The organism is Xanthobacter wiegelii, from assembly GCF_043193855.2.
In the GTDB taxonomy this organism is placed as follows: domain Bacteria; phylum Pseudomonadota; class Alphaproteobacteria; order Rhizobiales; family Xanthobacteraceae; genus Xanthobacter; species Xanthobacter flavus_A.
The window spans coordinates 4,372,275-4,394,787 of sequence record NZ_CM195529.1 but is presented as its reverse complement, the minus strand read 5'-3'; the positions used below and the strand labels follow the sequence as shown (position 1 = coordinate 4,394,787).

At 68.7% G+C, this 22,513-nt stretch carries 23 protein-coding genes; 5 read left to right on the top strand and 18 right to left on the bottom strand.

The annotated features are described in order from the left end of the window. The first annotated feature begins 58 nt into the window (after positions 1-58). The 3 genes from V5F63_RS20550 to V5F63_RS20540 all read left to right on the top strand — a co-directional run bounded on the left by V5F63_RS20550 (position 59) and on the right by V5F63_RS20540 (position 3,097). Positions 59-895 carry an alpha/beta fold hydrolase gene (locus V5F63_RS20550; RefSeq protein WP_394102703.1) on the top strand — a complete coding sequence of 279 codons (837 nt, stop codon included), beginning with the start codon at positions 59-61 and terminating at the stop codon, positions 893-895. 159 nt (positions 896-1,054) lie between these two features. Continuing rightward, positions 1,055-2,695 (top strand): Na+/H+ antiporter, encoded by a 1,641-nt coding sequence (locus tag V5F63_RS20545; protein ID WP_394102704.1) that lies wholly within the window; start codon positions 1,055-1,057, stop codon positions 2,693-2,695. Between the two features lie 114 nt (positions 2,696-2,809). Beyond that, the gene (locus V5F63_RS20540; RefSeq protein ID WP_394102705.1) at positions 2,810-3,097 is read left to right on the top strand and encodes a hypothetical protein; all 288 of its coding nucleotides are present in this window, start codon (positions 2,810-2,812) and stop codon (positions 3,095-3,097) included. Between the two features lie 157 nt (positions 3,098-3,254). Here the strand turns inward: V5F63_RS20540 and V5F63_RS20535 are convergent, their stop codons facing one another. The 4 genes from V5F63_RS20535 to V5F63_RS20520 form a co-directional block, all read right to left on the bottom strand. Next, on the bottom strand, positions 3,255-3,770 hold the full coding sequence (locus V5F63_RS20535) for a Dps family protein (RefSeq protein ID WP_209485191.1): 516 nt from the start codon (positions 3,768-3,770) through the stop codon (positions 3,255-3,257). A 281-nt stretch (positions 3,771-4,051) separates the two neighbouring features. Then, positions 4,052-4,432: a response regulator transcription factor gene (locus V5F63_RS20530; protein WP_209485189.1), complete on the bottom strand. Its 381-nt coding sequence runs from the start codon at positions 4,430-4,432 to the stop codon at positions 4,052-4,054. Between the two features lie 104 nt (positions 4,433-4,536). After that, positions 4,537-5,175, bottom strand: coding sequence for a response regulator transcription factor (locus V5F63_RS20525; RefSeq protein ID WP_209489944.1), 639 nt, complete (start codon positions 5,173-5,175; stop codon positions 4,537-4,539). Positions 5,176-5,186: 11 nt separating this feature from the next. Then, entirely contained in the window at positions 5,187-6,665 is a 1,479-nt protein-coding gene (locus V5F63_RS20520) for a two-component system sensor histidine kinase NtrB (protein ID WP_394102706.1), read from the bottom strand. Between the two features lie 453 nt (positions 6,666-7,118). On the opposite strand from V5F63_RS20520, the gene V5F63_RS20515 reads away from it, so the two are divergent. Further along, a complete protein-coding gene (locus tag V5F63_RS20515; protein ID WP_394102707.1) occupies positions 7,119-7,679 on the top strand; it encodes a helix-turn-helix domain-containing protein in 561 nt (186 codons plus the stop codon). Positions 7,680-7,900: 221 nt separating this feature from the next. After that, positions 7,901-8,188 (top strand): hypothetical protein, encoded by a 288-nt coding sequence (locus V5F63_RS20510; RefSeq protein ID WP_209485183.1) that lies wholly within the window; start codon positions 7,901-7,903, stop codon positions 8,186-8,188. A gap of 78 nt (positions 8,189-8,266) precedes the next feature. On the opposite strand, the gene V5F63_RS20505 is transcribed toward V5F63_RS20510, so the two are convergent. From V5F63_RS20505 to V5F63_RS20440, 14 genes are all read right to left on the bottom strand, one after another. Next, on the bottom strand, positions 8,267-8,683 hold the full coding sequence (locus V5F63_RS20505; protein WP_209485181.1) for a cupin domain-containing protein: 417 nt from the start codon (positions 8,681-8,683) through the stop codon (positions 8,267-8,269). 26 nt (positions 8,684-8,709) lie between these two features. Further along, complete coding sequence (actP, locus tag V5F63_RS20500; protein WP_394102708.1) at positions 8,710-10,371, bottom strand: cation/acetate symporter ActP; 1,662 nt, start codon at positions 10,369-10,371, stop codon at positions 8,710-8,712. Further along, entirely contained in the window at positions 10,368-10,724 is a 357-nt protein-coding gene (locus V5F63_RS20495) for a DUF485 domain-containing protein (protein ID WP_394102709.1), read from the bottom strand. The genes actP and V5F63_RS20495 overlap by 4 nt, the downstream gene beginning before the upstream one ends. Beyond that, positions 10,721-11,995, bottom strand: a complete 1,275-nt coding sequence (locus V5F63_RS20490; protein ID WP_394102710.1) for an FAD binding domain-containing protein — start codon at positions 11,993-11,995, stop codon at positions 10,721-10,723. Before V5F63_RS20490 ends, V5F63_RS20495 begins: the two co-directional genes overlap by 4 nt. A 193-nt stretch (positions 11,996-12,188) precedes the next feature. Further along, complete coding sequence (locus tag V5F63_RS20485; protein ID WP_348634253.1) at positions 12,189-12,806, bottom strand: TetR/AcrR family transcriptional regulator; 618 nt, start codon at positions 12,804-12,806, stop codon at positions 12,189-12,191. Positions 12,807-12,980: 174 nt separating this feature from the next. Further along, positions 12,981-13,703, bottom strand: coding sequence for an ABC transporter ATP-binding protein (locus V5F63_RS20480; protein WP_168462100.1), 723 nt, complete (start codon positions 13,701-13,703; stop codon positions 12,981-12,983). Next, complete coding sequence (locus V5F63_RS20475; RefSeq protein ID WP_209485173.1) at positions 13,693-14,442, bottom strand: ABC transporter ATP-binding protein; 750 nt, start codon at positions 14,440-14,442, stop codon at positions 13,693-13,695. The genes V5F63_RS20480 and V5F63_RS20475 overlap by 11 nt, the downstream gene beginning before the upstream one ends. Further along, a complete protein-coding gene (locus tag V5F63_RS20470; protein ID WP_394102711.1) occupies positions 14,439-15,443 on the bottom strand; it encodes a branched-chain amino acid ABC transporter permease in 1,005 nt (334 codons plus the stop codon). Before V5F63_RS20470 ends, V5F63_RS20475 begins: the two co-directional genes overlap by 4 nt. Beyond that, a complete protein-coding gene (locus V5F63_RS20465; protein WP_394102712.1) occupies positions 15,440-16,291 on the bottom strand; it encodes a branched-chain amino acid ABC transporter permease in 852 nt (283 codons plus the stop codon). Before V5F63_RS20465 ends, V5F63_RS20470 begins: the two co-directional genes overlap by 4 nt. 39 nt (positions 16,292-16,330) lie before the next feature. Continuing rightward, complete coding sequence (locus tag V5F63_RS20460; RefSeq protein ID WP_394102713.1) at positions 16,331-17,872, bottom strand: aldehyde dehydrogenase; 1,542 nt, start codon at positions 17,870-17,872, stop codon at positions 16,331-16,333. Between the two features lie 30 nt (positions 17,873-17,902). Continuing rightward, positions 17,903-18,886: an amidohydrolase family protein gene (locus V5F63_RS20455; RefSeq protein WP_209485167.1), complete on the bottom strand. Its 984-nt coding sequence runs from the start codon at positions 18,884-18,886 to the stop codon at positions 17,903-17,905. Positions 18,887-18,936: 50 nt separating this feature from the next. Continuing rightward, a complete protein-coding gene (locus V5F63_RS20450) occupies positions 18,937-20,163 on the bottom strand; it encodes an ABC transporter substrate-binding protein (RefSeq protein WP_394102714.1) in 1,227 nt (408 codons plus the stop codon). A 156-nt stretch (positions 20,164-20,319) separates the two neighbouring features. After that, entirely contained in the window at positions 20,320-20,931 is a 612-nt protein-coding gene (locus V5F63_RS20445; protein WP_394102715.1) for a YoaK family protein, read from the bottom strand. A 216-nt stretch (positions 20,932-21,147) separates the two neighbouring features. Continuing rightward, on the bottom strand, positions 21,148-22,341 hold the full coding sequence (locus tag V5F63_RS20440) for a cupin domain-containing protein (RefSeq protein ID WP_394102716.1): 1,194 nt from the start codon (positions 22,339-22,341) through the stop codon (positions 21,148-21,150). Positions 22,342-22,513: the final 172 nt, after the last annotated feature.

Genomic DNA, 22,513 nt, shown 5'->3' with positions numbered 1-22,513 from the left:
CCCGCACGCCGCCGCCACGGACAGACCCATTCTGGAACACAGCAAGAGGACCAGGACCATGCCCTACGTCACCACCAAAGACGGCGTCGAAATCTTTTACAAGGACTGGGGTCCGAAGGAGGCGCAGCCCATCGTCTTCCATCACGGCTGGCCGCTCTCCTCGGACGACTGGGACGCGCAGATCCTGTTCTTCCTCCAGAAGGGCTTCCGGGTGGTCGCGCACGACCGTCGCGGGCATGGCCGCTCGGCGCAGGTGAGCGACGGCCACGACATGGACCATTACGCCGCCGACGCCGCCGCCGTGATGGAACATCTCGATCTGAAGAACGCCGTCCACATCGGCCATTCCACCGGCGGCGGCGAGGTGGCCCGCTATGTGGCGCGGCACGGCCAGCCGCAGGGGCGCGTGGCGAAGGCGGTGCTGGTGAGCGCCGTGCCGCCGCTGATGGTGAAGACCGCGACCAACCCCGGCGGCACCCCCATCGAGGTGTTCGACGGCTTCCGCTCCGCGCTCGCGGCCAACCGCTCCCAGTTCTTCATGGATGTCGCCTCCGGCCCCTTCTACGGCTTCAACCTGCCCGGCGCGACGCCGGTGCCGGGCGTGATCCAGAACTGGTGGCGGCAGGGCATGACCGGCGGCGCGAAGGCGCATTACGACGGCATCAAGGCCTTTTCCGAGACCGACCAGACCGAAGATCTGAAGCTCATCGCCGTGCCGACCCTCGTGATGCACGGCGATGCCGACCAGGTGGTGCCCATCGACGATGCCGCCCGGCTGAGCGTGAAGCTCCTCCAGAACGGCACGCTGAAGGTCTATGCCGGCTATCCCCATGGCATGCTGACCGTCCACGCCGATGTCATCAATCCCGACCTGCTGGCCTTCGTGAAGGCCTGACGGGCAGGCGCGCGGCGGTGCGGGCTCTTCCACACCGCCGCCGCCCGCCGGCTACCTCAAAACTTCAGACGAAACCTTGCGACTGAGCGCGCCACCCGCGTGCGGCATGCATGCTCCAGGCCGGCGTGCGCACGGCGCCGAGACAGGCCGGTGGTGCGCATGACCGACATTCGCTACATCCTCGTTCTGCTGGCCGGCGTCGTGCTCACCAATTGGGTGGCGCGCGTGCTGGGCGATCGCGTGGCGCTGCCCCTCATCCAGGTGGCCGTGGGCGCCGCGATCGGCTCCCTCACGAGCTTCGGCGCCACGCTGAAGCCGGAGCAGTTCTTCCTCATCTTCCTGCCGCCGCTTCTGTTCTTCGATGGCTGGCGCGTCTCCAAGACGGACCTTGCGGCGAACGCGCCGCTCATCCTTTCCATGGCGCTGGGGCTGGTGGTGGCGACGGTGGGCTGCGTCGGGCTGATGCTCCACTGGCTCATCCCGGCGATGCCGCTCGCCGTGTGCTTCGCCCTCGCCGCCGTGCTCTCGCCCACCGATGTGGTGGCCGCCGGCGCGGTGGCACGGCACATTCCCATTCCGCGCGGCGTGCTGCGCCTTCTGCAGGGCGAAGCGCTCTTCAACGATGCCGCCGCGCTGATCTGCCTGCGCCTCGCCATCGCCGCCGTGGTGACGGGGACGGTGCCGGTGCTTTCCTCCCTCGCCGCCTTCGCCTGGGCCGCCGGGGGCGGCATCGCCATCGGCATCGCCTTCAGCTGGATGGTGGCGACCGCGAAGGCCTTCATGGTGCGCCGGGTGGGAGAGGACACCTCCGGCCAGATCCTCATCAGCCTGCTCATTCCCTATGGCGCCTATCTGCTGGCGGAAGCGGCCGGCAGCTCGGCCGTGCTCGCCGCCGTGGCCGCCGGCATGATGATGAGCCGCATCGAGGTTTCGGGCCGCGCGTTGCCCCTCACGCGTCTGCGGCGCGTCGCGGTGTGGGAGACGCTCCAATTCACGCTCAACGGCATCATGTTCCTGCTGCTGGGAGAGCAGATGCCCGGCATCCTCTCTGGCGCGGCGCGCAGCATCGCGGAGGGCGGGCACCATGCGGTGGGGTGGCTCGGGCTCTATGTGGCGGCCACGGTGCTCACGCTCGCGGCCCTGCGCTTCGCCTGGGTGCTCGCGGCGCTCTCCTGGTGGCCCGCCGGCGGACGGCGCGGGGAACCTCGCACCACGCCCCACTGGCGCTCGGTGGCGGTGATGGCGTTCGGCGGCGTGCGCGGCGCGGTGACGCTCGCGGCCGCCCTCAGCCTGCCGCTGGTGGTGAAGGACGGCGTGCCGTTTCCGGCGCGGGATCTCGCCGTGTTCATCGCGGCGGCGGTGATTCTGGTCTCCCTCGCCCTCGCAAATCTGGCGCTGCCGGTCCTTCTGCGGGGCATCGAGCTGCCGCCGGATGTCGCCGATGCGGAGCAGGAGCGCGCGGCCCGCGCGGCAACCTTGAAGGCGGCGCTCGATGCGCTCGCGAATACGGCGCAGACGCAGACGGCGGGCACGCCGCCGGTCGCCATGATCGTCGCCGACCACTACCGGCACCGCCTGGAGCAACTGGAGGCGGAGGGCATCGACGGCGGAACCGCCGCCTGGCCCGAGGAGCGGCGCATGCACCTACTCGCCATCCAGGCCGAGCGGCGCTCCATCGTCAGCCGCGTCCGGCAGCGGCTCATTCCCATCGATCTGGCGCACAGGCTCCTGCGGGAGACCGACGCCGAGGAGGTCGCCCTGCCCATCGGGCCGGGCCGCGCAGATCGCGGAGATGTCTGATAAACCCACGTATAATTCGGCAAGACAACCATATCCCTGGGATGAATTTCTGTTCGATACCGGGAAGGAGATGGGAAATGTAAAACTTAATCATCGACAACAGAGGAGGTTCTCATGTCTACGAATTCGAAGTTCATCATGGCGTTCGGTGCTCTCGCCTTCGTGGTGGCCGGCGTTGCGGGCACCGCCCGCGCGGACACCAGATTCCCCACCGAGGCGCGCGGCGAAACCACCTTCTTCGATGCCCAGCCGGCGCCGGTGGCCCAGCCCTTCGACATCTTCCAGCTGCCTTCGCCCGCGAAGCTGCGGGCCATGAACGCGGCCCGCCCCTTCATCGGCCAGCCGGCCCAGCCCGATCCGCACTGGGGTCCGGCCCAGGATGCCACCTCGCCGGGGGCGTGAGCCTTCCGCCATGATCTGGAACGATGAGGCCGGCGCCCACAGGGTCGCCGGCCTTCTCGCGTTCGGGGCCGGCAAAGGCGCACGTCCGTGCGGGCAAAAAAAGGCCCGCCGGGGATGCCGGCGGGCTCAGTCGGGGAGGAAGGGGAGGGCGGGGAAATCAGCGGGTCCGGGTCGCCTCGAAGAGGAACCACACGCGGCGTTCGGCCTCGTCGATCCAGACCTCGATGAGGCTGGTGGTGGCGACATCGTTGTAGTTCTCGCACACCACATGGGCCTCGCGCAGGAAGGTGATGAGGCGCTTGTTGTCGTCGGCCAGCTCGGCCAGCATGTCCTCGGCGGTCACGAAGTCCGCGTCGTTGTCGGCGAGGCGCTGGAGGCGGGCGACGTGGCCCACGGAGCGCAGCGTCGTGCCACCCACCTTGCGGGCCCGCTCGGCGATGGCGTCGGTGGTGGCGAAGATCTGGTCGCCGTGCTCATCCAGAAGAAGATGGTAATCGCGGAAGTGCGGGCCGGACATGTGCCAGTGAAAATTCTTCGTCTTCAGATAAAGCGAGAACATATCCGCCAGAAGAACGGTCAGCGCGCCGGCGATGTCGCGGGTAGCGTCTTCGCCGAGATCGGTGGGGGTCCGCAGGGGCGCCTGCTGGCGCAGCTTCGCAATGGTCTTGTCCATGATCGTCGTCCTATGTGAAAGGCAGAAGGAAACCGGTGCGCGGCGGAAGTGCCGGGGCGACCGCTCGGTAACGGGTCACGGCGATCACCATAGGATCGTGCGGCGAATGAAAGTATTGGGCGCTCGTTTGCCCGCATCATACGAGGGTATGGGGGCCGCCGGGCTGCCGGGGCGCGGGCCCTCGGGCGCGGGCGCGCGAGCCCCCCGCGAGGGCCGCCACTGCGCGGGTCCATGTCAACGAGAGGGAAGGGGGCAGAACGGGGAGGCGGGCGCGTCGGCGCTCAGCGGCGCGGGGCGGCCTGCAGCGCGCGATCGATGCAGTCGATCATCTCGTTGCCGTCGAACGGCTTGGCGAGGAATCCGAAGGCGCCGGCCTCGTCCACCTGGCGGCGGATGCGCTCCTCGGGAAAGGCGGTGATGAAGATCACCGGCACCGGGTCGCCTTCGGCGCGCAGCCGGGACTGAAGCTCGACGCCGCTCATGCCGGGCATCTGGACATCGGTGATGACGCACGCGGTCCCGCTGCGCTCCGTGGACCCGAGGAAATCCTCGGCGGAGGCGAAGGACCGCGCGCCGAAGCCAAGGGAGCGGACGAGGCTCTCCGTGGCGATGCGAACGGATTCGTCGTCATCGATGATCGTTATGGTCGGCGCGCGTGACACTCGGGGCACCTCAACGTGCAATCCTCGGCACGGACGTTCGCACCGGACTGACTCTATATAGCCTGCGGCTTGCCCAACCCGGAATCATACAGACGTTTGCAATTCTAGCTTTTTGCACTCAGCCCCAGCGCCTCCGCCATCCGCACCAGATCGGCGAGCGAATGGGCCTCCATTTTCCGCATGACGTTACCGCGATGAATCTTCACGGTAATTTCGCTCAGGCCCACCTCGCCGGCAACCTGCTTGTTCATCAGGCCGGAGGTGACGAGCGCCATGATCTGGCGCTCGCGCTCGGTCAACGTATCGTAAAGGGCGCGCAGCTTCGAGGAGGAGGCACGCTCGGCGCGGCGGCCGCGGTCGATCTCGATGGCAGCCGAGACCGCATCCAGCATGTCCTGGTCGCGGAACGGCTTGGTGAGGAAGTCCACCGCGCCCGCCTTCATGGCGCGCACGCTCATGGGAATGTCGCCGTGCCCGGTCATGAAGATGATGGGCAGCTCCATGTCCGACCGCGCCAGCTGGGCCTGGAAATCGAGCCCGCTCACGCCCGGCAGGCGGATGTCCAGCACCAGGCAGCGCGGCGCATCCGGCAGCTTGGCGGCGAGAAGCTCGGCGGCGGAGGCGAACAGCGCCACCTCCAGCCCGATGGAGCGGAACAGGCTGGACAACGCCTCTCGCAGGCTGGCGTCGTCGTCCACGACGATCACGACGGGGGCGCTCGGGGGCGGCGCCGGGCGGGTCAGCGGTCGACTGGTCACGGGCGGATGTCCCTGGTGCTGGAAGGGGAGGTGGCGCCGGAAATTGGCAAGGTGAGGGAGAAGCACATGCCCCCCTCGTTGTTCAGTGCGGCGTTGATGCGGCCGCCGTGGGCCTGCGCGATGGAACGCGAGATGGAGAGGCCGAGGCCCATCCCATCCTCCTTCGTGGAGACGAAGGGCGAGAACAGGGTGGCGAACATGTCCGGCGCGATGCCCGGCCCGGTATCGCGCACGCAGATGGTCAGCTCCGCCTCGCCGTCCGTGGGCCACGGCGGCGTCGCGAGCGCGGTGCCGATGTGCAGCACGCGGCGGGATTCCGGAACCTCTTCCATGGCCTGGATGGCGTTGAGCACCAGATTGATGAGCACCTGCTGCAACTGGATGCGGTCCCCCTCGATGAGCGGCAGGCCGGGCGCGAGGGCAAGCTCCAGCCGGACACGGTGGTTCCACAGTTCCCGCTCCAGCAGCAGCACGCAATCCTCCACCAGCTCGGCGCTGTCCAGCGCCTGGCGCACCGGCGTGCCGCGGCGGGCGAAGGCGCGCAGCCGCTCCACCACGTCGCTCGCGCGGCGGGCGTTGGCGATCATGCGGGTGACCGAGGATTCCGCCTCGCCGAGGTCCGGCTCCGCGCGGCGCAGCCAGCGCAGGCAGGCCTCGCCGTTGGTCACCACCGCCGCCAGCGGCTGGTTGACCTCATGGGCGATGGAGGCGGTGAGCTCGCCCATGGTGCTGACGCGGGTGACATGGGCGAGATCGCTCCGCACCTGGTGCAGCTCCTGCTCGGCCTTCTGCCGTTCGGTGATGTCGCTGCTGGTCTCCATGATGCCGCTGGGCCGTCCACGCGCGTCGCGCTGGAGCGACCAGCGGCTGGCGCAGACGAGCTTGCCGCCGTCGCGGGTGGTCTGGACGATCTCGCCCTCCCAGTGCCCGGTCTCCAGCACGGCGCCCATGATCTCGGCGCGGGGGGCGGGGTAGTCTGTCTTGAGCAGCGCGCCGGCCGGCTGGCCGACGGCCTCGGCGCGCGTCCAGCCGTAGAGCCGCTCGGCGCCGCGGTTCCAGTACACGACCGTATCGGAGAGGTTCCGCACGAAGATGGCGTCGTGGGAGAGATCGAGCAGCGCGGCCTGCTCCTTCAGCGCCCCCGTCGCCTGCTGGTTGCGCAGGGTGAGGAAGGTCGTGACGGCGATGGCTGCGACGCTGACGAAGCAACGCATCGCGGAGGAGATGTTGTAGTCGGTGGCGTGGATGATCCCGAAGCTCAGGATCGTGAGCAGGACGCACACGCCGGCGACCGTCACCAGCCCCGTGCGCCCGAACAGGGTGGCGCTCAGGGTCACGACGACCACGTAGAGCACGGCAATCGCCATGTCTAACGGCGAGAGCGTGTCCACGAGGAAGATCGCGAGGCACAGCAGCGCCACGAGCACGGAGCCGGTCCGCCGCCGGGCGGCGGCATCCGCGCTGTTGCTGGACAAGGAACCGGCCGGACCAGACATCATGCCCTCGCGCGTTTGGCGTGCGCCCGGCGATCGGCCGGAATGCAGTCGCCGGCCGTGCGCCGTGCGGCTGCCGGTCGCCCGCTATCGTGCTTCGGTATCACCGCCATAGGCCTCGATCTTGCCAGTTTGAACGGCGGATGCGCCGGCTCGCGAGCAGGCAGTGCAGCAAAAACGGACGGCCGGCTCAAGCCCGCTAACCCTAAAGTCCTTCCGCCTATACCAAGGTATGCCCGCCGCAACCCGATCATATGAGCCGCGAACCCCAAGTAGAATGGAGCAAAACACGGTGGCGACCGATGCTTGGCTCCAATCGGCGAAGCGTTAGGTCTTTCCGCCGGAACGGGCTGGCGCCGTGATCGCGCCGCTGCCGGGCCGGGCGCAACGGTGGGGCCGCGCGGAGCCGTCCATCCAGCTTTGGGGGTCTTCCGCATGTCGCTCCATGCCACGCCATCCACCGCCGCCGAGGCCATCGCGCAGAGCCATGCGGGCCTTCATGCGGGTCTTGATGCCGAGGTCCGCCGCATCGGGCGGCTCGCGCCGTTCCCAGCCCGCCAGGCCCCGGTCCTGCCCCGGCCGGAACAGAAGCCGGCGCGGGCCAGCTCCGGCCTCGTGGCATGGCGGCTCAAGCGGGTGCTGGCCTTCATGGAGGAGCATTATTGGGAGCCCGTCACGCTCGCCGACATGGCGCGCGTCGCCGGCCTCAGCCGCATGCATTTCGCCGCCCGGTTCCGCGTCTCGACAGGCGTCCGGCCGCACGAATATCTGCTGCGGCTGCGCGTGGAGCGCGCCCAGAAGCTGATGCTGGAGAGCGCGGAGCCGCTCGCGCAGGTCGCTTTCAGCGTGGGTTTCCAGACCCAGGCCCACTTCACCACCGTCTTCCGGCGCTTCGCCGCGACGACGCCCAATCGCTGGCGGTCGGAGCAGTTGGCCCGCGCGCCGCGCGGCGGCCGGCCCGCCCCGCATGCGCTGGGGCCTGCGCATCAGGCCTGATATCCGCTTTCCAGCAATCCCGATGATCAGAGGCCGGTGCCGGCATGGCGCCGGCCTCTTGCGTTTGCGCTCCGGCGGGCGCGCGGTGCATGCCTGTTCGGGCAAAGGCCATACGTTCGTATACTGAATAGTCGAAGCATATGAGAAGAATAAATCACGGCATAATATTCCCGGTCGGCAGCATCTCCTAAATTCATCACATCAACAACGGAGTGCTTGCCATGTCCATCAAGTCTGCTGTCCTCGCCGCCGGTGTCGCCGTGGCGCTCGTCTCGTCCATGGGTTCGGCCTTCGCCGGCCCGACCGTCCAGAAGGAGAATGTGGAGCAGTATGCCGTCTCCGCGCAGGGGAGCCTGACCCCGACCTCCCCGGCGGCCGTTGCCCGCGAGCAGGCCCGCCTCGAGCGTCCCAGCGCCTTCGGCACCCCCGGCCCCTATTATGTCTCCGAGCGTCCGTTCGAGACCGGCAACGCCCAGTCCGGCCCCGCCCACGACGCCGACGACAATTGATCGGCGCCATCCTGAAAGCAAAAAGGGGTCGCCTCGGCGACCCCTTTTCTTTTGCGCGGACGGGCGTGCGCCCCGGTCTCAATCGACCTTCAGCGGCGCGTTGTCGCTGTCGAGGAACTCGACGGTGGTGAACACCAGTTCGGTATCCCCGATGTTGGTGAGGTCATGCATCATGAACTCGCCCGGGCCGAAATGGTGGTGCTTGGTGTCGCCGGCCTCATACGTCACTTCGGCGACGTGCCCGTCGGCATAATGGGAGCGGGCGCGCCCGCCGGTCACGGCCGTCCAGAAATAGTCGAGCACATGGGTGTGGAAGCCGATGCGCTCGCCGGGCTTCAGCGCGAGGTGCCACACCCGCACCCGCTCGCTCTGCGACACGAGACGGCTGCCGACGCGGCCATTGCCGCGGCTGGCGTGCAGATCCGCCCGCAGGGCCTCGGGCCAGTCGCGCGGGGCTTCGATGGTGGCGTAGGTGGCGGTGGTGTTGATGTTCATTGGGTGTCTCCCTGTATTTCGGCGTTTCAGTCCAATGCGAAGCCGGTCTGCGCCCGCACGTTCTGCGCGGCGAAGGCCGCGCGCACGCGCTCGGCCGCCGTGCTGCGATCCGCCAGCGAGACGAGGATCGAGACGAGGAAGGCGAGCGGCACGGAGAACAGCGCGGGATTGTCATAGGGGAATGGCGCCGGGCCGAGCTTCAGCGTCGTCGTCCACACGCTGGGGCTCAGCGCCACGAGCACGAGGGCGACCACGAGGCCGGTCACCGAGCCGGTGACGGCGCCGCGGGTGGTCAGGCCGGGCCAGGACACCGACAGCACGATGACGGGGAAGTTCGCGCTCGCCGCGATGGCGAAGACGAGGCCCACCATGAAGGCGATGTTCTGATTTTCGAACAAGAGGCCGAGCGCCATGGCGAGCAGGCTGATGACCACCGCCGCCGCCTTGGAGACCCGCACTTCCTCCTGCTCCGAGGCCTTGCCGCGCCGGATGACGCGGGCATAGAGATCGTGGCTCGCCGCCGACGCCCCGGCGATGGTGAGGCCGGACACCACCGCGAGGATGGTGGCGAACGCGACCGCCGAGATGAAGCCGAGCAGCACCGAGCCGCCGAGCGCGTTGGCGAGGTGCAGTGCCACCATGTTGGTGCCGCCCACCACCGCGCCGGTCGCATCCTTGAAGCTCGGGTCCGACATGACGAAGGCGATGGCGCCGAAGCCGAGCACGAACAGCAGCGTGTAGAAGATGCTGATGAAGCCCGTCGCCACCAGCACGGAGGTGCGCGCCTGCCGGGCATCGGCCACGGTGAAGAAGCGCATCAGGATGTGCGGCAGCCCGGCGGTGCCGAACACGAGGGCGACGCCCAGCGAGATGGCCGAGATGGGGTCCTTCACCAGCCCGCCCGGCGCCATGATGGCCATGCCCTTGGGGTGGAGCGCGGCGGCGCGGGCGAACAGCGCCTCCAGGCTGAAGCCGAAATGGCCGAGGATGAGCAGGGACATCACCACCGAGCCGGTGAGCAGCAGCACCGCCTTGATGATCTGCACCCAGGTGGTGGCCAGCATGCCGCCGAAGGTCACATAGGCCATCATCAGCAGGCCCACGAGGCCCACCGCCACCCAGTAGGGCAGGCCGAACAGCAGCTCGATGAGCTTTCCGGCCCCCACCATCTGGGCGATGAGGTAGAGCAGCACGATGACCAGCGTGTTGGTGGCCGCCACCACCCGCACCGGCACTTCCGAGAGCCTGTAGGCCGCCACATCGGCGAAGGTGTAGCGCCCGAGGTTGCGCAGCGGCTCGGCGATGAGGAACAGGATCATCGGGAAGCCCACGAGGAACCCGATGGCGTAGATCATGCCGTCATAGCCGGAGGAATAGACCAGCGCCGTCACGCCGAGGAAGGTCGCGGCGGAGGTGTAGTCGCCGGCGATGGCGAGGCCGTTCTTGAAGCCGCTGAGGCCGCCGCCGGCAGCGTAATAATCCTGCGCGCCGCCGGTGCCCTTGCGGGCCGCCCACCAGGTGACGCCGAGGCTCACCGCCACGAACATCAGGAAGAGGGTGATCGCCACCGGATTGACGGGCTGGCGGGCGCCCCCTTCGATGGCGCCGGCGGCCGAGGCCGGGCTGGTCGCGCAGGCAAGCGCGAGCGCAAAGGCGAGGGCCGCGCGATTGAGCTGAGGCCGTTTCATTGCACGTCCTCCTTCAGGTTTTCGGTGAGGCGATCGAAGGTGCGGTTGGCGACGGCGACATAGATCGCCGTCAGCACGAAGCCGAGGCCGAGCAGGCCCACCCCCGCGACGATGCCCCAGGTGGAGACCGCATCCGGCAGCACCGGCGTGCCGAGTGCGCTTGGCTTCAACGCCACGGTGAGGATGTAGGCGAAATAGAGCGTCGCCATCAGCGCGGCCATGGAGAGGCCGAGCCGGGCGCGGATGGCGGCAAGGCGGCGGAAATTGGGGTTCTGCCGGATCGCCTCGATGCGCGCGGCGGCATCGAGCGAACGCGCATGCGGGCGCGGAGGGAAGGCGCCGTCGGGCTTCATGCTGCGATTCCCGTGGCGACGGCGGTTTCGCTCATCACCGCCTCGGGGTGGCGGTGCCGCTCGGCGCGGGCGCGCTGCTCCTCGTCGAGGATCTGCGCCTGCATGTAGGCGCCGAGATGCCGCGCCCGCTGCACCACGGCGCGGCCGAAGGCGAGACGCTTGGCTTCGAAGGCGGCAAGCGCGGCTTCCACATCCGTGCCGTCCGCGAGCGCGTCGGCGAGGGCGGCGGCATCGGCTGCGGCCTTGGTCACGCCCATGCCCACATGGGGGCGGGCAACGAAGGCGGCGTCGCCCAGGATCACCACATGGGGCGAGAGGCGCAGGCGCGGGCTCTCCAGGTCCTGGATCGCCTGCAGGAAGGGCTGCTGCGTGCGCTCCACCACCTCGGCGAATTGCGGCGCCAGCAGGCGGTGCGCATCCGCCCGCATGCCCGCCACCACTTCCGGGCGGATGAGATGCGGGGGAATGGAAAGGGGATGGCGCGTGCCGTCCACATCGGTCAGCAGCTCGGCGAGCTGCCCGTCGCTGGCGGCCGGGCGATACCAGACGAAATTGTAGCGGCGGTGGCCTTCGTCGAGCTGCTCGTCCGCGCCGGCGACGGGATAGCCGAGCATCTGCTCGCCGGGCGGCAGGCTGAAGGAGAAGTGGCCGCAGAGCGCCGCGCGGGTTTCGGGCGAGAGCGCACTCTCGTCCACCAGTCCGCGCCAGGCCACATAACCCGCATAGGTGGGCTTGGCTTCCGGCAGGAAGGCGGCGCGCAAGGTGGAGAACAGGCCGTCCGTGCCCACCAGCAGGTCCGCCTCCTCCACCGCGCCGTCGGCGAAGTAGGCCCGCACGCGTTCGGCGCTGTCCTCGACGCGCACGAGGTTGCGGCCGTGGTGGTAGCTGTCGTCCGGCAGGGCCGAGCGCAGCAGGCGGTAGAGGTGGCCCCAGGAGGTGAGCACCTGCGGCAGGTCGAGCTGGCCGGTGATGCGGCCATCCGGCCCGAACACCCGCCGTCCGCTGACGCCCACGCCCACCCGCGCCTCGGTGACATCGAGGCCGGTCTTGCCGATGACGTCGAACAGCTCGGGATGGGTGACGATGCCGGCGCCGCGCCCGGCGAGCTCGCTGCCGATGCGCTCGAAGACGGACACGTCCCAGCCCGCCCTGCGCAGCAGCAGCGCGGTGAACAGGCCGCAGATGGAGCCGCCGATGATGACGGCGCGCTTGGGGCGCGCGAGGGCCGCGGCGGTGCGCGCCTGCGGCCCGGCGGTGGTGTGCGTTGGCATGGTGTCCTCCCTCGGCTCCTGAAGGCGGCAGCCCGTTCGCCTGTGCGAGGGCCGGCCGGCGCGAGCCGTCCAGTGGTCGCGTCGCATCGCCGGTGCCCGGTCTGTGCCGGGCTGGGCGAAGCGGTCCGACTATTTATCGGATGATAGATAGTGGCGCGAAATGCGACCGGCGTCAAACTAATTTATCAAATGATTATTTTCGGCCCGCGACCTTCCTGCGCGCCGGCTTGGCGCGGTCGATCACCGAGGCGAAGGCCGCCGGGGCGCCGTTGAGGAAGGCGTTCACCTTCACGTCGATGTCGGCCTCGGGATCGGCCGGAATGGGCATGCCGTAGATGAACTTGCGCACGCCGATGTAGAAGATGCCCGCGTGCAGCGACCAGATCAGCTCGATCTCTTCCTCGCTCACCGGGGCTTTCTCGTCGAGGCCGTTGGCGGCGCGGATCTCGATGACCATGCGCTCGAACAGGCGCGCGCGCAGGAAGGCGAGGTAACGGCTGTTGAAGTCCAGCCCCTTCAGGCCGGCGAACATGAACAGCCGCACCCATTCATAGGTCTGGATGACGGCGGCATAGGCCCGGTAGAACCGCTTCAGCCGCTCCTCGATGGGGATGGAGCGGTCGGCGATGGCGGTTTCCCACTCGGTCTGCCAGCGGCTCTGGTAAACCTCCTGATAGACCCGGTCGAGCAACGCATCCTTGCCGGGAAAATAGCGGTAGAGCAGCGGCTGGGTGATGCCGAGCCGCTGCGCCAGATCCCGCGTCGCGCCGTCGAAGCCGAATTCGGCGAAGAAGGCCACCGCCCCCGCCACGATATCCCGCTCCCGGTCCGCGGGCGAAAGGCGACGACGCTGGGGGGAGGGGGCTTTAGAGGACGGCACTGCGGACACCCGGTCTTTATCGGACGATCAATCCTAGCACGGCTCGCGTGCGATTCATCACCCTGCGACGAGATGCCGGAAGGTCAGGTGCCGTTTCTGCCGCCGTCAGTGGACGCCCAAATGCTCCTCCAGCCGGGCCGGATCGGCCTGGAAGTCCGCCGCCGAAGCCTTGTCCACCACCCGCCCCGTGCTGATGACCACCACTTCGTCGGCGAGCTTCAGGGCGAAGGCCATGTGCTGCTCCACCAGGATCACCGACAGCCCGGCGGCGCGCAGCCGGCCGACGATGGCGCCCACCTCGGCGACGATCTGGGGGGCGAGGCCCTCGGTCGGCTCGTCCATCAGCAGCACGCGCGGCGCGGTCACCAGTGCCCGGCCGATGGCCAGCATCTGCTGCTCGCCGCCGGACATGAGCCCGGCCGGATGCCGGCGCCGTTCCTTCAGGCGGGGGAAGAGGCCGAAGATGTCGTCGTCCGTCCACGCCACACGCCCGTCCGGCGGCCGGGCGCAGCGGGCGACGGCGAGATTCTCCTCCACGCTGAGGCTGCGGAAGATGCGCCGGCCCTGCGGCACCAGCGCAAGCCCGGCCCGGCAGATGGCCTCGGGCGAGAAGGCGGAGATGTCCCGCCCGTTGAGCACGATCCGCCCGGTGCGGGTGGGCAGCAGGCCGGCGAGGGCGTTCATGCAGGTGGTCTTGCCCGCGCCGTTGCGGCCGAGCAGAGCGAGAATGCGCCCCGGCGCCACCTCCAGCGACACGTCGTGCAGGATGTGGCTGTCGCCATAGAAGGCGTTCAGGCCGGAGAGCGAGAGCGCGGCGTCACTGGGCAAGATAGGCCTCCCGTGTCCTCGGGTCCGCGATCACCTCCTCGCGCGTGCCGTCCACGATCAGGCGGCCATGGTGCAGGAGGGCGATCTTCTCGGCGAAGGCGAGCGCGACATCCATGTCGTGCTCGATCATCAGGATGGTGAGGTCGCGCGGCAGCTCCGCCAGGAGCGCACTGACCGTGCCGCGCTCCTCCTTCGACAGGCCGGCGAGCGGCTCGTCCAGCAGGAGGATGCGCGGCGCCTGCGCCAGCGCCATGGCGATCTCCAGCCGCCGCTTCTCGCCGTAGGAGGTCTCCGAGACCGGCCGGTCGGCGAGCGTGTCGAGCCGCACCCGCGCCAGCACCTCCAGCGCCTCGCGCCGCAAGGCGGGGTCCGTCGCCACTGCGCCATAGGGCTTCCAGCGCTGCGGGCGCCCGCCGAGGAGGGCCATGATGACGTTGCCGATCACGCTCTCGCGCGCGAACAAGGTGAGGATCTGGAAGGTGCGGCCGATGCCCCGCGCCGCGCGCCGGAAGGTGGGCAGGGCCGACACGTCTTCTTCCGCGATGCGGATCTGCCCGGCGGTGGGCCGGAGGTCGCCGGCGATCAGGTTGAACAGCGTGGTCTTGCCTGCGCCGTTCGGGCCGAGGAGCAGGCGCCGCTCGCCCGGCGCGACGGTGAAGTTCACGCCCTGGATGACATGGAGCCCGCCGAAGCTCTTGTGCAGATCGTCTATCCGAAGGGCGGCAGTTGGCGCGGTCACGGGCGAGCCTCCTTGACGGGGGTGGCGGGGATCGCCGTCGGCCCGCGCCGCGTTGCGAGGTGCGCGCCGAGCGTGCGCATCAGCCGCCGCGCGCCGGGCAGAAGCCCTTCCGGCACCACCACGATGATGAACAGGAAGATGAGGCCGAGCAGCGTCGGCCAGCGGTCGGTGTAGGCGCTGGCGACATTCTTCAGCAGCACCACCAGCGCCGCGCCGACAATCGGCCCGAAGGTGGTGCCGAGCCCGCCGGCGATCACCATCAGCACCGCTTCCGACGACACCGTGAGCGAGAGCGTGTGGGGGCTGATGAAGCGGAACAGCAGCATGTAGAGCACGCCCGCGATGCCGGCGATGCCCGCCGAGAGCACATAGGCCGCATAGCGGATGCGCCACACGTCATAGCCCAGCGTGCTCATGCGCCGCGGCTGGTCGCGCACGCCCTGCATGGAGGCGCCGAGCGGCGAGCCGGCAAGGATGGTGACGAGCGCGAGGCAGCCCCCCGTCACCACGAGGCACAGGTAGAAAAGCCCCGTGCCGTTGGCGAGCAGCCCCTGGAAGCGGGGCATGGAGATGCCGTTCTCGCCATTGGTGAGGTCCACGTAGCGGAAGGCGACGCCCCACACGATCTGCCCGAGCGCGAGGGTGATCATCAGGAAGCTCAGGCCCGACGTGCGCAGCGCCACGAGGCCGAACAGCGCGCCCGCCGCCACCGACAGGCCCACCGCCGCCGGGATCGCCGCCCAGAGCGGCCAGCCGGTGCTGGTCGTCAGCAGCGCGAAGGCATAGCCGGCGATGCCGAGAAAGGCCGCGTGGCCCAGGGAGACCATGCCGCAATAGCCGGCGATCAGGTTCACGCTCACCGCGAACAGGCCGTAGACGAGAACCTGCGTGGCGATGGAGAGATAGAACGGCCCGGGCAGCACGAGGGGAACCGCCGCCGCGCAGATGAGGAGAATGCCGAGGGTCTTGAGGCCGGGGTTTTTCATGCGAAGGCTTTTCATGCGGCTTGCCTCCCGAAGAAGCCCTGGGGCCGCACGGCGAGCACCACCACCATGGGCAGGAAGAGGATGACGTAGGCGAGATCCGGAAGAAGCATCTGCCCGAAGGTGTAGACGAGGCCGATGACGAGGCTGCCCGCCAGCGCCCCGGTGAGCGAGCCGATGCCGCCGAGGATGACCACCAGCAGCGCCAGCGGCAGCATTTCGGAATCAAGGCCCGGATAGACCGACATGATGGGCGCCGCGAGCGCGCCGCCGATGCCGGCGAGCCCGGCGCCGAGGCAGAACACGGTGGTGAACAGGCGCGACACCGGAATGCCCATGGCCCGCGCCATCTCCCGGTCGTCCACCGCGGCGCGGATGCGGGCGCCCAGCGTGGTGCGCTCCACCAGCGCCCAGATGCTGACGAACGCCACCAGCGCCAGCGCCACCAGCGCCAGCCGATAGGCGGGAAAGACGATGCCGCCGAACCCGACCGCGCCGCGCAGCGCCTCCGGCGCCGGCTGGGCGATGGGATCGCCCGACCACACCAGCAGGCACTGGTCGGCGATGATGAAGGCGAGGCCGAGCGTGCCCAGCACCTGCGCCAGCTCGCGCCCCGCGAGGCGGCGGATGAGCGTGCGCTCCAGGATGCCGCCGAAGACGGCGCACGCCGCCCCCGCCGCCAGCACCGCCCCCGCGAACCCGAGCCCCACCGCGGAGGTGGCGATGTAGCCCCCCAGCATGAAGAGCGCGCCGTGGGCGAGGTTCGCGACCCGCATGAGGCCGAAGATCAGGGAAAACCCGACCGCCAGCAGGAACAGGATCGCGCCGAACGCGAAGCTGTTCAGGAAACCGTTGATCCAGAACATGGGGGCCATCTCCAGGGGCCGCCGCGGGGGCGGGCGGTTTCAGTTCAGCCGTTGGGTGGGGGCGCTCATGTCGAACCAGTCGAACGGCTGGTCGCCGACGTTGACCATCACCGCCTTCACGTCGAAATAGGCGTCGAACGCCTCCTTCCCGAACTCGCGGCCGATGCCGGAGAGCTTGAACCCGCCCCAGGGCGAGGCCGCATCCACCCGGTGATGGTCGTTGATCCAGACGATGCCGGCCTCGATGCGGTCGGCGACGCGGTGGGCGCGGGCGATGTCGCGGGTACGGATGGCGGCGGCGAGGCCATACGGGCTGTCGTTGGCGATGCGCACCGCATCGTCCTCGGTGTCGAACGGCGTCACCACCGTGAACGGGCCGAACACCTCCTCCTGGAAGATGCGCATGCGCGGGTCCACATCGGCGAAGACGGTGGGCTCCACATAGAAGCCGTGGCTGCCTTCGAGCGCCGGCGGCACGCGACCGCCCGCCACCAGCCGGGCGCCCTCCTCAAGGCCGATGCGGGCGAAGTCCAGCACCCGCGCCCGCTGCCGCTCGGAGATGACGGGGCCCATCTGGGTCGCGGCATCGAAGGGGTCGCCGACGGCGATGGCCTTCGCCTTGGCGGCGAGCTTCTCCACGAATGCATCGTAGATGGAGCGCTGCACGATGTGCCGCGCGGCGCAGACGCAGGTCTGCCCCGCGCCCACGAAGGCTCCGAAGGCGGCATAGTTCACCGCCTGGTCGAGGTCGTAATCGTCGAACACCACCACCGGCGTCTTGCCGCCGAGTTCCAGCGTCTGGCGGGCGAAATTGCTGGCGGCAGCGGCGCCCGCCCGGCGCCCGGCTTCCGTGCCGCCGGTGAGCACCAGCTTGCGGATGCCGGGATGCTCCGACAGCGCCCGCCCGGTGACGGCGCCCGGGCCCGTCACCACGTTGAACACGCCGGGCGGCAGGCCGGCGGCCGAGAAGATCTCGGCGAGGCGCAGCGTGGTGAGCGGCGTGTATTCGGAGGGCTTTACAACGGTTGTGCAACCCGACGCGAAGGTGGGCGCAAGGTTTCGGCAGGCGATGAGCAGAGGATGGTTGAAGGGCGTCACATTCGCCACCACCCCCACCGGCAGGCGGCGGGCGTAGGTGAGATAATCGCCCTCCACCGGGATCACGTCGTCGCGCCGCGCCATGGCGAGGCCGGCGTTGTAGCGGAACAGGTCCGGCACGCGGGCGAGCTGGGCGCGCGTCTCGCGCACGGGCCGGCCATTGTTCAGCGTCTCCAGCTCGAACAATTCGTCGAGATGGGCCTCCATCACGTCGGCGAGCTTGTTGACGAGGCGGGCGCGGGTGCGCACCGACATGGAGCGCCACTCCTTGGAGCGGAACGCCGCGTCGGCGCTGGCGACCGCGCGGTCCACATCCTCCGCGCTCGCCTCGATGACCTGCGCGATGGTGGTGCCGTCTCGCGGGGCGGTGATGTTCATCAGGGCGCGCGGGCCGGGATCGACGCTGCGGCCGTCGATGAACAGGCCCTTGACGAGGTCGTGACGGGGCGTTCCGGCCGAGGCCGGTTCCAAAGTGAGTGCCATGTGTGTCTCCGTTTCGTCGGGATGCGGCGGTCAGCCGCCGGTCAGAGCCCAGGCGTTGCCGCCGGCGATGCGGGCGCGCGCATCGGCGGAGAGGCCGGGCACGGCGTCGAGCGTGTCGAGCGCGGTCTCGTCCGCCATGTCGAAGGGGATGTCGGTGCCGAGCAGCACATGCTCCGGCCCGACGAGATCGATGAGATAGGCGAGCGCCCCGGCATCATGGGTGATGGTGTCGAAATAGAAGCGCCGGAACAGCTCCTTCGGCGAGGTCGGAATGGTCTGCGCCTCGCGCCGCACCTTCCAGCCGTGGACGAGGCGGCCGATCTGATAGGGCAGGAAGCCGCCGCCGTGGGAGAGCGCGACCTTCAGGTCGGGAAGCTCGTCCATCACCCCGCCGAAGATCAGGTCAGCCGCCATGATGGCCGTGTCGAGCGGATTTCCGGCAAGGTTCGTGAGGTAGTATTTCTCGAAGCCGGCCTTGGTTCCGAAGTAATAGGGATGGGTGAGGATGAGCACGCCCAGTTCCGCGGCGCGCCGCAGCACGGGCCGGAACTTCGGCTCGGAGAGGGCGGCGCCGTCGATGTGGCAGCCGATCATCACCGCGCGCATGCCGAGATCGGCGACGATGCGCTCCAGCTCCGCCACCGCGGCGTCGGGCGACTGCATGGGCAGGGTGCCCATGGGCCGCAGGCGCTGGGGTGCTGCGGAGGCGAAGGTCGCGATCTCGTCATTGAGACGCCGCACGAACGCCACCTCCGCCTGCGGCGGAACGCGATAGAAGAACAGGGTGGGCGAGGGCGAGATGATCGCGGCGTCGAGGCCCCGGCGGTCCAGCGCCTCGATCTTGGCTGAGGGGGTGAGAAACTCCTCGAACAGGGGATAGGCGAAGCCCTCCCGGTGGGCGAGGCGTGTTGCGCCCTCCGCCCGGTCCACCCGGACGCCGAAGACATCCGCTTGGGTTTCGAGGTGCCGGATGATGGCCTCCGGCATGACATGGTTGTGGGCGTCGACGATCATGGAACCGTGCTCGCAAGGGTGGGGCAGGGGTGCCGCGTGGCGGCGCGCGCTCAGAGCTTGGTGGGCTCGCCGCGCGAGTAGACCGGCGCGGCAAGGAAGGCTTCCGGCTTGTAGGTCCAGAACTGCGAGACGTTCTCGTAGGTCTTGATCACCGTGTTCATCAGCCTTCCGTCGCGACGTTCCGTCTTGCGGATGTAGATGTTCTCGATGGGATTGCCGTAAGCATCGAGCCGCCACGGGCCGCGCGGATCGTCCTTGATGTCCACCTTGCGCAGGGCGTTCATGAAGGCCTGCTTGTCCTCGATCTTGCCGTCCACCACTTTGAGGGCGGCCTCGAGCGCGAGGCCGGCCGAGTATGCGCCTTCGGAATAGAAGCCGGGATCAACGCCCGTCTGCTTGCGCAGCGCGGCGACGAAGCGCGCGTTGGCCTCGCCCGGCAGTGCGGCCGAATACCAGCCGGCGGAGATGATGCCGATGGCCTCGTCGCCCATGCTGTGCAGCACGCCCTCGTCCACCGTGGTCATGGAGCCGATGAGGGGGATTTTTCCCTTCAGGCCATATTCCGAATACTGCCGCAGGAAGCGAAGGCCGTTCGCCCCGGCGAAGGCGGCGAAGACGGCATCGGGCTCGCCGATCTGCGAGATGTAGGAGCCATAGTCCGCCACGTTGAGCGGCGCCCACAACTTCTTGACGAGGGTGCCGCCGGCCGCCTCGAATGTGCGCTGGAACCCTGACGTCTGCTCCTGGCCGAAGGCGAAATCATCGGCGATGGCGACGATCTTCTTGTACTTCAGCTCCCGCGCCACATAGTCACCGAGCGGGTGGCAGGGCTGGGCGGAGGTGGACGAGGTGCGCACGAACCAGGGGTTCAGGCGGCGCTGGGTCAGGTCTTCCGCGGCGGCCGAGCAGCACAGGAAGGGAACTTCCGCCTCCTGCAAGTAATCGTTGATCGCCAGAGCCTCGAAGGCCGCCACCGGCCCCACCACCACCTGCACGCCGGAGCGCTGCACCAGCTCCTGCGCCCGCGTCTTGGCGAGCGCCGGCTGGCCGCCCGTATCGGCCACGATGAATTCCACCGGACGCCCGGCGACGCGGTCTCCGCGCTCGCGCAGGAAGAGGCGGAAGCCATCCTCCATCTGCCGGCCGCCTGCGGCGAGGGCGCCGGATTTGATCGTGAGCATGCCGACGCGAATGGGCTGTTGCTGGGCCATCGCGGGCAGCGCGCCATAGGAGACGGCAGCCGCCGTCGCTCCCAGGAATCCTCTCCTTGAGATCATGTAATCCTCCCGGACGATTTTTATTTATCGTTCGATCACTATTCGCATGGGAGGTGATCTGCGTCAAGGCGGTTCGCGGCGGGATGTGACGGGCAAGGCGCGAAAAATGGTTCGGCGCCTGCACGCACGGCGTCGGAGCGGGCCGCCCAAGCCTTTTCAATGCCGGAATAAATCGGCGACCAAGGCCGCCACCAGAATGGCCGCCGCGATGAGCAGGCAGGCAGCGGGGCCGAGCGGCGTGATGAGGAGCGCGCCGCCCGCCGCGCCGGCGACGAAGGCGATCCAGCCGAGAAAAAGGGTCGCCGTGCCGGCGGGGTCCGCCGCGCGTGCGCGCAGCCGGGCAATGGACTGGCCGAGGCGGACGAGTTCGCCGCTGACGAAGCCCTTGCCGACCGACGTCTGTCCCGACGTCTGATGGAGGCTGTTCTGCAGGCCCATGGCGAGCGCGACGGGCAGAAGGCTGATCGTGGACAGCGCGATGCTCGACGCGGCGGCGGCGAGGAGGAGAAGCCCGGCCTCGATGCCGAGCGCCAGCGGCAGCAGCCGCACGCCGGCATGATCGTGAAGCAGCGTTCCGGCCGAGGCGCCGAAGACGAACGCGGCCACGACCCCGGAAATGGCTGCGATATCTGACGTGCGCAAGGTGGCGAGCGCCATTCCCAGGTGAATGCTGTTGCCGCTCATGAAGGACACGTAGAGATGACTGAATGTCACATAGGCCACGACATCCAGAAAACCGGCGACAGCGGTGAGCAGGGCGCCGAACACTGCGGGATGCGCCATATCGAGCGGAACGGCGGCGGCTGATCTCCCCGGCGGCGGGGCGGGCGGCGCCGGCGTGGGATCGGCCGAAGAGGCTGGCGGATAGCCGAGAAACGTCATGGCGTCCTCGCGGGTTCTACGCGGGCCGGGGCTCCCAAGACTGGGCTGAGGCGGGTTTTACTGGCGACCGGCGGCGCGGACACCGCCGGTCGCCTTCCCGGATCACGGGAGGAGGGGATGGTGGCCGGTGGGGATTTTGGCGATCTCCCCGGCGGTGAGGTGGGTGTGGTCCATCACCACCTGTTCGGGTAGCGCGCGCAGCCAGCGGTTCAGGGAGATGTCGTGGAATTCCGGCGCCACGAACAGTTCGAGGAAGACGAGATCCTCATCTCCGGTATTCTCGATGTAATGGCCGGCCATGTTCTGCACGAAGCCCACGTCGTTGGAGCTGAAATCCATCGTGCGGGCGGCTTCCTGTCCGGGGAACACGGTCATGCGGCCGCGTCCCTTGATCCAGTATTGCCATTCGCTGCCGTTGGGGTGCCAGTGCAGCTCGCGGATGCATCCCGGCTTCACCGTCACGATGGCGGAGGCGATCTTCTGCGAGGCCGGGAAGTTGCGGGAATCGATGACCTTCACCGTGCCCGATGCGCTTTCCCGCGTGGGCGTCATGGTGCTCGCCTTGAAGGTGTAGGAGATTTTCGGCGTCTCGGCGTGGCGCGCCACCTCGGCGATGTCCTGGTCAAGCGTATTGGTCGGCTCGGCGGCGGAGAAGATGTAGAGCGGTTCGCCCTTGGGCAGGCGCGCGATGGCCTCGGCATCGAGGCCGAAGTTCTTCTCCAGTATTTCGGGCGGGGTATGCTTGAGCCAGTCGGAAAGAAGCAGCGTGCTTTCCTCTGAGAAGTCGCCCTGGTTGAAGACGAGCAGGAATTCGCAGCCGTCCTCACCGAGGGCCTGGATGGAGTGCGGCGCGCCGGCCGGGAAGAGCCAGAGGTCGCCTTCGCCCACGTCGTCCACGAACAGGGCGCCGTCCGGCGTGAACACCGTCACCCGCGCCCGGCCGGAGAGCATGATCGCCCACTCGTCCGCGAGGTGCCAGTGCAGCTCGCGGAAGCTGCCACGGGTGAGGCGCATGTTGACGCCGGCGATATCCTTCGAGACCGGAAGCTCGCGCGAGGTGACCTGATGGGTCCACCCTCCGTCCTGCACGCGGCGGTGGGTGAGATCGAAGGAGTACCAGAAGGGCTCGACCACGCCGTGATCGGTGGGCGGCGGCACGTCCGAGCTGGGGTTGAGCGCCATGAGGGCGCGGTTCTTCGGCCCCGGATTGGTCGCCGAGACATTGCGCTCGGCCGTGGCGGTTTCCTGGGCGAGGGCGCTGTAGAAACCGGCGGGCTGTTTGGCGTCGTTGGCCATGGCTGCTCCTTTACGGTCTTTGGGCAAGGTGATGGCGTGGGCTTTGCTTTGAGCCTCGACTTCGGCATGACGTGTCGAATGCCGGATAAGAGTGCGCGTCGCTGGCCCGTCGCGCCATAACACCTGAAGACCGGGCGGCGCCGTCTTGGTATGGGGGAACGAGATGTTGGTA

What these genes read in the sequence shown, in the direction of transcription:
- V5F63_RS20550 (WP_394102703.1), top strand. Translation starts at nt 59, where the DNA reads ATGCCCTACGTCACCACCAAAGACGGCGTCGAAATCTTTTACAAGGAC.
- V5F63_RS20545 (WP_394102704.1), top strand. Translation starts at nt 1,055, where the DNA reads ATGACCGACATTCGCTACATCCTCGTTCTGCTGGCCGGCGTCGTGCTC.
- V5F63_RS20540 (WP_394102705.1), top strand. Translation starts at nt 2,810, where the DNA reads ATGTCTACGAATTCGAAGTTCATCATGGCGTTCGGTGCTCTCGCCTTC.
- V5F63_RS20535 (WP_209485191.1), bottom strand. Translation starts at nt 3,770, where the DNA reads ATGGACAAGACCATTGCGAAGCTGCGCCAGCAGGCGCCCCTGCGGACC.
- V5F63_RS20515 (WP_394102707.1), top strand. Translation starts at nt 7,119, where the DNA reads ATGTCGCTCCATGCCACGCCATCCACCGCCGCCGAGGCCATCGCGCAG.
- V5F63_RS20510 (WP_209485183.1), top strand. Translation starts at nt 7,901, where the DNA reads ATGTCCATCAAGTCTGCTGTCCTCGCCGCCGGTGTCGCCGTGGCGCTC.
- V5F63_RS20505 (WP_209485181.1), bottom strand. Translation starts at nt 8,683, where the DNA reads ATGAACATCAACACCACCGCCACCTACGCCACCATCGAAGCCCCGCGC.
- actP (WP_394102708.1), bottom strand. Translation starts at nt 10,371, where the DNA reads ATGAAACGGCCTCAGCTCAATCGCGCGGCCCTCGCCTTTGCGCTCGCG.
- V5F63_RS20495 (WP_394102709.1), bottom strand. Translation starts at nt 10,724, where the DNA reads ATGAAGCCCGACGGCGCCTTCCCTCCGCGCCCGCATGCGCGTTCGCTC.
- V5F63_RS20490 (WP_394102710.1), bottom strand. Translation starts at nt 11,995, where the DNA reads ATGCCAACGCACACCACCGCCGGGCCGCAGGCGCGCACCGCCGCGGCC.
- V5F63_RS20470 (WP_394102711.1), bottom strand. Translation starts at nt 15,443, where the DNA reads ATGAAAAGCCTTCGCATGAAAAACCCCGGCCTCAAGACCCTCGGCATT.
- V5F63_RS20465 (WP_394102712.1), bottom strand. Translation starts at nt 16,291, where the DNA reads ATGTTCTGGATCAACGGTTTCCTGAACAGCTTCGCGTTCGGCGCGATC.
- V5F63_RS20460 (WP_394102713.1), bottom strand. Translation starts at nt 17,872, where the DNA reads ATGGCACTCACTTTGGAACCGGCCTCGGCCGGAACGCCCCGTCACGAC.
- V5F63_RS20455 (WP_209485167.1), bottom strand. Translation starts at nt 18,886, where the DNA reads ATGATCGTCGACGCCCACAACCATGTCATGCCGGAGGCCATCATCCGG.
- V5F63_RS20450 (WP_394102714.1), bottom strand. Translation starts at nt 20,163, where the DNA reads ATGATCTCAAGGAGAGGATTCCTGGGAGCGACGGCGGCTGCCGTCTCC.
- V5F63_RS20440 (WP_394102716.1), bottom strand. Translation starts at nt 22,341, where the DNA reads ATGGCCAACGACGCCAAACAGCCCGCCGGTTTCTACAGCGCCCTCGCC.